This is a genomic window from Streptomyces endocoffeicus (assembly GCF_016741935.1).
Classification (GTDB): domain Bacteria; phylum Actinomycetota; class Actinomycetes; order Streptomycetales; family Streptomycetaceae; genus Streptomyces; species Streptomyces endocoffeicus.
The window spans coordinates 1-357 of sequence record NZ_JAERRG010000232.1; the positions used below are offsets into that span (position 1 = coordinate 1).

The 357-nt window shown below is 68.6% G+C and carries 1 protein-coding gene; it reads left to right on the top strand.

Annotation, left to right across the window (positions count from 1 at the left end):
• On the top strand, nt 1-357 hold a 357-nt coding region (locus JK364_RS54745), incomplete at both ends, for an acyltransferase domain-containing protein (RefSeq protein ID WP_201858929.1).

The following is a 357-nucleotide window of genomic DNA, read 5'->3' on the forward strand; positions in this document are numbered from 1 at the left end:
CGCACCCCACGCACCCTCACTCGACCGCGTCGACGTCCTCCAGCCCACCACCTTCGCCATCATGGTCTCCCTCGCCGCACTCTGGCAGGCCAACGGCATCCACCCCGACGCCGTCATCGGCCACTCCCAAGGCGAAATCGCCGCCGCCCACGTCGCCGGACACCTCACCCTCCCCACCGCCACCAAAATCGTCACCCTCCGCAGCCAGACCATCGCCCACCACCTCACCGGACACGGCGCCATGATGTCCATCCTCACCACCCCAGAATGGGTACAAGAAGCACTCACCCCCTGGGACGGACGCCTGTGGATCGCCGCCGTCAACGGCCCCGCCTCGGTCTCCGTCTCCGGAGACCC